Raw genomic sequence first — 7448 nt, forward strand, 5'->3', positions numbered from 1 at the left:
CGCGGTCCCGCACCCTGTTCCCCGGGGTGCGGGACCGCGGTGTGTCAGGTGAGCGGGTCCAGGGTCAGATACGCCTGCCGCGGGCCGCCGTCGTGCACCAGCGACTCCTGGTTGCCGACGTCGTCGAAGGCGAACGCGTACGCCTTGCCGTCGGCCGTCTGCGCGTGGATCTTGCGCGCGTAATGGTTGGTCACCGGGTCCTGGTAGAAGTTCGCCGTCGACGTGTCCGGCTGGTTGGGGTTGACCAGCAGGGTCGAGCGGTTGAAGCCGGCGCACAGCGTACGGGAGATGGGGCCGCGGACCTGGTCGTTGGGGGCGTCCAGCAGCTTGTGGCAGCCGAAGATGCTGGCGGCGTCCGGCTTCTGGAAACTCGTGACGACCGTGCCGGAGGAGTTGGTGAAGTTCATGACGTTGCCCGAGACCCGGCCGAAGTACTTGGTGTTCGGCTGGTCGGCGAACGGCGTGACCGTCAGCGTCGACGTCGTGTACTTCTGCCAGACCCGGTTCACGTAGTCGTCCATCACGTTCGCCGGCAGCGCCCCGGTCTCCACTCCGTACAGCGGCGACAGCGCGCGCAGCACCGTGCCGTCGGAGCGTGTCTGGATCAGGCCCGCCCAGCCGCCCGGCTGTCCGCGCAGCGCGTTGAAGAAGCCGGTCCAGCCGCCGGACTTCAGATGCCCGGTGGTGCTCACCCCGCCGTCGGCCCGCTGCACCCCGACCGCGTAGGGCGCCGAGAACATGTCCACCTGGGTGCTGTTGAGCCACAGTCCGGAGTCGTTGAGCGTGTACTCCGACCAGTTGAAGAGGATGTCGCGGTTGGGGTCGGAGGGGTTCTGCACGGCCGGCTGCACCAGTCCGCCGGTGGTGAGCCTGAAGTCGAGCTTCCGGCCGTAGGAGAAGTAGATCCGGCCGGAGAACTTCGGGATGCGGATGGTCGTGGACCGGCCGGCGGCCGGGCCGGGTATCGCCGCGTCCGGTGCGGGGGTCGGGGGGTTCCCGCCCGCCGGCCAGGCGTGGAAGGCGCCGCTCGCGTCGGCCCAGCCCTGCCGTCCCGAGGAGAGCTGGGTGCCGAGGTCGTAGACGTACACCGGTTCGGAGCGGCCCGAGTTGTTGGTGATCGTCAGGGGGATGGTGTCCGGCACGGCCGCACCGGCGCTCTGGGGTGCGCCGAGCACGAGCAGGCCGCCGAGCAGGGCCGCCGCGGCGGCCGGGGGCAGTGCGCGGCGCATGAGCCTCGAAGGCACTCTCCACCTCCGTGTGGGGGTCGGGGTCGTACGGATCTGGTCCGTACCTGTTCTGAGAGCGCTCTCAGAGTCACGCCAGGACGAGTGCATGTCAATGATGTGGACGGAGCCCGTCGGGGGACGGGTCGGGGGACGACCCCGGCGCCCGCCCTCGGGCGGGCGCCGGGTCCGGGTCAGAAAGTGCGCTCCAGCAGGTCGAACAGGGCCGTCCAGTGCCGTTCGGCGGCCTTCTGGTCGTAGGCCGGCGTGTCCGCCTGGGTGTAGCCGTGCTGGGCGCCGGCGTAGACCTCGCAGGTGTGCCGCACCCCGGCGGCCGTCAGGGCCTGCTCGAAGCGCGCCACCTGCTCCGCAGGCAGCGACGGGTCCTCGTCGGCGTGCCCGAAGTACAGCTCCGCCGTGATGCGCGGTGCCTCCAGGTGGGGGCTGTCCGGGTCGTCGGTGACGAGGCGGCCGCCGTGGAAGCCCGCCGCCGCCGCGACCCGGTCCGGGTGGGCGCCCGCGGTCCACAGCGCCAGTCGCGCACCCATGCAGTAACCGGTCAGCGCGACCGGACCGCCGGCCGCCGACGGGCAGTCGGCGAGCCACCGCAGATAGGCACCCGCGTCCCGCTTGACCAGGTCCGGCGTCAGCCCGGCCAGCAGCGGGCCCAGTCGCTCCCAGATGGTCGGGTCGGCGCCCGGGTCGATGAACTCGGGCAGGTCCACGACCGGCGCCCGCCCGGTCCGGTAGAACACGTTCGGCACCAGCACCGTGTAGCCGGCGCCGGCCAGCCGGTCGGCCATCGACCGCAGGTGCGGCCGCAGGCCGTAGGCGTCCTGGTACAGCAGTACGGCCGGGCGGGGGCGTCCGTCGGCCGGATGGACGAGGTAGGCGTCGGCCACGCCGTCCTCGGTCGGAACGTCGACAACGTTTCCCTGGACATCGGTCATGCCGGCAAGGCCCTCCCTCGGGGAACGGGCGCCAGGTGCGAGGTCCTCGGCGCCGCGGCTGCGGTTCATGCTGTCACGCCGGATCCCGGGTTCCCGCACCCGGTGTGCCGCGCGCTCACTCGAAACGGCTGGTGTCCCCGGCGCCCCGCCGGACGATCTCCGCCTCCCCGCCGGAGAAGTCGACCACCGTCGTCGGCTCGGTGCCGCACTCGCCCGAATCGACCACGGCGTCCAGCGCGTGGTCGAGCCGGTCCTTGATCTCCCAGCCCTGGGTCAGCGGCTCCTCCTCGTCCGGCAGCAGCAGCGTGCTGGACAGCAGCGGCTCGCCCAGCTCCGCCAGCAGCGCCTGGGTGACCACGTGGTCGGGGATGCGCACGCCCACGGTCTTCTTCTTCGGGTGCATCAGCTTGCGCGGCACCTCGCGGGTGGCGGGCAGGATGAAGGTGTAGCTGCCGGGCGTCGACGCCTTCACGGCCCGGAACACGTCGTTGTCCACCCGCACGAACTGCCCGAGCTGCGCGAAGTCACGGCACATCAGGGTGAAGTGGTGCCGGTCGTCCAGTCGGCGGATGGAGCGGATCCGGTCCATGCCGTCCCGGCTGCCCAGCCGGCAGCCGAGCGCGTAGCAGGAGTCGGTCGGGTATGCGATGAGCGCTTCCGAGCGGATCGCGTCGGCGATCTGCGCGATGCTGCGCGGCTGCGGGTTCTCGGGGTGCACGTCGAAGTACTTCGCCATCTGCCGAGCCTATGCCGTCCCCGGACGGCGGGCGCGCAGCCGGGGCGGCGTCCGCCGGCGGCGACCATGGCGCCGTACCTCGCCGTCGGGCCACCCGGCCGCGCCTCACGCCGGTCGCCGGCTCGCCCGGCCGCGCCTCATGCCGGTCGCAGCGCAGCGCCTCCCCGGGGCGCACGCTCCACGGCGGGACGGGCCCCGGCGCCTTCACGCCCCCGGAGCCCCGCCGGCCCTTCCGGTACGGCCGCACGGCCCGGCCGGCACCGCTCCCCGGACCGGACGGACGCCGCCGGTGTACCCGGCGGATTCCGGGGCATCCGACCTCTGAGCCGCCCGGGGCCTTCCCCCCGCTCCGGGCGCGGCGACCCCGCCGACGGCCCATCCCCCCCCCCGGGCCGTCGGCGGAGCCGTGTCCGGCGCCGCACCGGGACCTGCGACGGGGGAGTCGTGTCCGGCGCCGCACCGGGACCTGCGACAGGGGAGTCGTGTCCGGCGCCGCACCAGGACCTGCGACGGGGGAGTCGTGTCCGGCGCGGCACCGGTGGGGGAGCCGACCGGACCGCCCTCACCCCGCACGGGACCGCCGTCCCCCCGCACGGGTGGGAAGGCCGGCCGGACCGCCCTCGCCCCGCACCGGTGGGGGACCGGCCGGACCGCCCTCACCTGGCCGCGGGCTTCATCTGGCCGCGGGCGCCGCGGGCAGGTTGAAGACGTGCCGTGGCGAGAGGATCTTCGTGACGGCCTCACCGACCAGCGTGCTGGGCTCGTCCTGGCCGTGGTCGATGTCGCTGTTGAGCAGCGCCACGACGGTCGTCCGGGTCGCCGGGAGGTAGATGGTCAGCGACTCGTAGCCGGGCAGCGAGCCGTTGTGGCCGATCCACCCCTCCACGTCGAAGATCCCCAGCCCGTACCCGGTGTCCGGGATCGGCGTGGCCGGGGTGGTGAGCCGCTGCCTCTGCGTGGCCGCGCTGATCATCCGCTTGCCGTCGGGCAGCCGGCCGGTGGCGACCGTGGGCGCCCAGACGCGCAGGTCGTCCAGCGTGGAGATCATCGCTCCCGCGGCCCACCCCCAGGACGGGTTCCAGCCCGCGGTCTCGGCGGTCTTCCCGTCCGCCGTCTGGTCGGTGTAGCCCTGCACGTGCGGCCGGGGGAACTCGCTGCCGTTCGGCAGGAACGTGTCCTTCATCCCGGCCGGGTCGAGGATGTGCTGCTTGAAGTAGTCCCCGAGGCGCTGACCGCTCTCCTTCTCCACCACCAGTCCGAGCAGGATCAGATTGGTGTTGGAGTAGAAGAACTTCTGGCCGGGCCGGAACATGACGGGATGCCTGAAGGCGTAGCCGAGCAGCTGCTGCGGGGTGAAGGACCGCGTGGGGTCGGACGTCAGCGCCTTGAAGAAGCCCGCGTCCTCGGAGTAGTTGAACAGCCCGCTGCGCATGCCGGCCAGCTGCCGCAGTGTGATCCGGTCGCCGTTCGGCACGCCGTCGACGTACTCACCGATCGGGTCGTCCAGGCCGACCTTGCCCTGGTCGACCAGCTGCAGCAGCGCGGTGACGGTGAACGTCTTCGTCTCGCTGCCGATCCGTGTGTACAGATCCGGCGCCATCTTCCGGCCGGTCGCCTTGTCCGCGACCCCGAACGAACGGACGTAGCTCTTCTGGCCCGGCGTCCAGACTCCGACGGTCACGCCCGGCACGTTCGCCTCGCGCATCACCCGCTGCACGGCCGCGTCGAGGCCGCGTGCCACGGCGGGGGTGAGGGGGCGCACGTCCGGCCCCGCGGCCGGCGGGCTCGGCGTGCCGGAGAGGTGCGCGGCCGGTACGGCGGCCGGCGCCGCCCCCGCCGTCAGCGGGGCGAGCAGTGATCCCGTGAGCAGGGCGACCGAGGCCACCCGGCGCAGCTGTGCGGACGCAGGCGACATGGGCTGACTCCAAGCACGTGAGAGGCGGCCGTGCGCGGGGCGGGACGTCGGAGCCCGGACCCACCAGCATAGGAGCACCGCTCCGGCACCGCTCGCCGGCTCGTTCCCGGCGCACCACTCGGCACTGCTCGTCGGCCCGGTCCCGTGGCGCCGCTCGGCACCGCTCGCCGGCCCGGTCCGGGAGCACCGCTCGGCACTGCTCGTCGGCCCGGTCCCGTGGCGCCGCTCGGCACCGTTCGCCGGCCCCGTCCCGGCCGCCGCGCCGGGGCTACCGCCCGCACAGTGGCGCCAGTACCGCCAGCGCGCCGTTGGCCTCCTGCAACGCCTCCTCCAGCGCACCGGGTGCATGGAGCGTGCCGGTGCCGTCGGGCGGTACGAGCCACTCCAGGAACCGGGCGGGCCGGTAGGGCGGCGGTACGGCGACCCAGGAGCCCTGCGTCGCGTACCTCAGTCCTGCGCCCACCCAGCCCCCCGAGGGGTCGGGTGGCACGAAGAACCCCACCCGCCCCGCCGTGGTGTCCACCAGCGTCGGGCCCGGCACCGGCAGGGAGGGCCGCCACAACAGGTCCAGGGTGAGCAGTCCCAGCCGGTCCGGGACGCTCACCACGTCCCAGTACCGGCCGGCTTCCAGCAGCGCGATGCCCTCGCCGTGGTCCCACTCCCACTTGCAGGAGCGGGGGTCGGCCGACGCCGCGGCCAGCCACTCCACGCTCCGCATCCACATCGTGTTGATCATGCACCGCTCCGGGTGTCCTCGCTCACCTGCCCGAGCGCAGGGAACGTCCATGACCGGGCACTCGGTGCGTCCGCACGTCATCCCGGCATATGCATGGTTGTAGATATTTCTATGCTGCGGAAGGGGTGGCGCGGTCTGGCGTTTATGGCGGCGCGTTCGAACTCCGCCTGCCGGTTCGTCAGTTGCGGGCAGGGGGTGTGTCACCCGTTCGTGGCCGGCCGGGTGCGCGACATGCGGCCCCGAGCCGCTCAGCCGGGTTTCGCCGGACCGGCCGGGGTGTCCGGCGGCTCGGGTGCCAGCACCAGCATGGTGGCGTCGTCACGGACCGTGTAGTGCCGCCGCCCCAGGTCGTCCCACACCGCGGCGGGCAGCCCGGTGGAGGGGGTGGCGGCCAGGGCGGCCAGCCGCTCCGGCAGGGGGTAGAAGGCGTCGTCCGCGCCGCGCGCCTCCCACACGCCGTCCGAGGCCAGGAACAGCCGGTCACCCGGTCCGAGCGCCACCGTGACCTCCTTGGGCGGTTCGACGCCGACCAGCCCGATGCCCAGCGGTGTACCGGGCGTGACGGTGACCTCCCTGGCCTCGCCCTCGCGCAGCAGGACGGGCGCGGGATGACCGCAGGCCAGCACACGCACCGCGGCCGTGTCGGCGGCGAACTCCACCAGCAGGGCCGTCGCGAACAGCTCCGCGTGCCGCGCGTCCGCCGAGTCCACCGCCAGCCGCCGGTCGAGCCGGGCCGCGACCGACCCCAGGTCCGGCTGGTCCAGCGCGGCCTCCCGGAACGCCCCCAGCAGCGACACCACCGTGGCGACCGCCCTCAGACCGTGTCCTTGTACGTCACCGATCACCGCCCGCACACCGTACGGACCCGCCCGCACGTCGAAGAAGTCCCCGCCCACCAGCGTGCCGTCCTGGGCGGCCCGGTAGTAGGTCGCACACCGGACCCCGCCGACCCGGTCCGGCAGCGGCGGCAGCACGGCCCGCTGCACCGCCTCGCCGATCGCCCGTTCCGTGTTCAGCTGGGCGTCCCGGTGGCTGCGCACGAAGGAGACGAACACGCTCAACGCGACCACGAACACGATGGTGAGCAGATCGGTGATGCCGGGGCGGTCCAGGTGCGCGGCCGGGACGTTCAGCACGACGACCACACCCACGCCCAGCAGAGCGGTCGTCAGCGGGCCGTACGACAGGACCGCCAGCGGGGGGATCGCGCCCAGCAGGAAGCCGAGGTCGCGCGCGTCGGGGGTGATCAGCGTGGCCGAGCCGACGAGGACCAGCAGAAGCACGGGCAGCACGCGCACCCACCACGGCGGCGGCGCTCCCCGCAGCCAGCCGCGATTTTCCCGGTCCCGGCGCGACGGCCGGTCGCGCACCGATCCCACATCCCCAAGCTACGCCGCCGCCGACGCCCCGCATCCCGCGGCCCGGCGCACCCCCGCTGGCGCGGCCCACGCGAAGACAGGCGGACGCCCCACTCGCACCCCGGTTCCCCGGCGACCCCGGACACCCCCGCCCGCCGCCGCGGGTCCGGGTCTCCTACGGCCCACACGCCGGCCGCTCCCGCCGCAGGACGTGGGCCTCGCGTGAGCCGCACGGGCCCACACGCCGGCCGTTCGCGCCGCAGGGCCTGGGCCTCGCGTGAGCCGCACCGCGGGGACGGCGGATCCCGCCGCGGCGGCCCCGGTCCCCGCACGGCCCGCGTACAGCGGCACGGCTCGAGTACGGCATCCCCGGACCTCCGGTACCCGGCGGAACGCCTCAGGCCGGGCCGGCCGCCGGCCGGGACTCGGCCGACGCGTCCTCCGGTACCCGGCGGAACGCCTCAGGCCGGGCCGGCCGCCAGCCGGGACTCGGCCGACGCCAGGATCTCGGTGACCCGGAGGCCGAACGC

6 protein-coding genes are annotated in these 7448 nt (G+C 73.9%); all 6 read right to left on the reverse strand.

Features of this window, described 5'->3' with window-relative positions; genetic code table 11:
• Positions 1-44: 44 nt before the first annotated feature.
• Positions 45-1229 carry a glycoside hydrolase family 64 protein gene (locus tag GT045_RS16900; RefSeq protein WP_161297546.1) on the reverse strand — a complete coding sequence of 395 codons (1185 nt, stop codon included), beginning with the start codon at positions 1227-1229 and terminating at the stop codon, positions 45-47.
• A gap of 188 nt (positions 1230-1417) precedes the next feature.
• Positions 1418-2173 carry a dienelactone hydrolase family protein gene (locus tag GT045_RS16905; protein ID WP_161334679.1) on the reverse strand — a complete coding sequence of 252 codons (756 nt, stop codon included), beginning with the start codon at positions 2171-2173 and terminating at the stop codon, positions 1418-1420.
• 115 nt (positions 2174-2288) lie between these two features.
• A complete protein-coding gene (locus GT045_RS16910) occupies positions 2289-2909 on the reverse strand; it encodes an L-threonylcarbamoyladenylate synthase (protein ID WP_161297537.1) in 621 nt (206 codons plus the stop codon).
• A 673-nt stretch (positions 2910-3582) separates the two neighbouring features.
• Positions 3583-4824, reverse strand: a complete 1242-nt coding sequence (locus GT045_RS16915) for a serine hydrolase domain-containing protein (RefSeq protein ID WP_161334680.1) — start codon at positions 4822-4824, stop codon at positions 3583-3585.
• Positions 4825-5092: 268 nt separating this feature from the next.
• The gene (locus GT045_RS16920; protein ID WP_161297542.1) at positions 5093-5560 is read right to left on the reverse strand and encodes a hypothetical protein; all 468 of its coding nucleotides are present in this window, start codon (positions 5558-5560) and stop codon (positions 5093-5095) included.
• 248 nt (positions 5561-5808) lie between these two features.
• Entirely contained in the window at positions 5809-6939 is a 1131-nt protein-coding gene (locus tag GT045_RS16925; RefSeq protein WP_161334681.1) for a PP2C family protein-serine/threonine phosphatase, read from the reverse strand.
• Between the last annotated feature and the right edge of the window lie 509 nt (positions 6940-7448).

It is taken from the genome of Streptomyces sp. SID486, assembly GCF_009865385.1.
GTDB lineage: Bacteria > Actinomycetota > Actinomycetes > Streptomycetales > Streptomycetaceae > Streptomyces.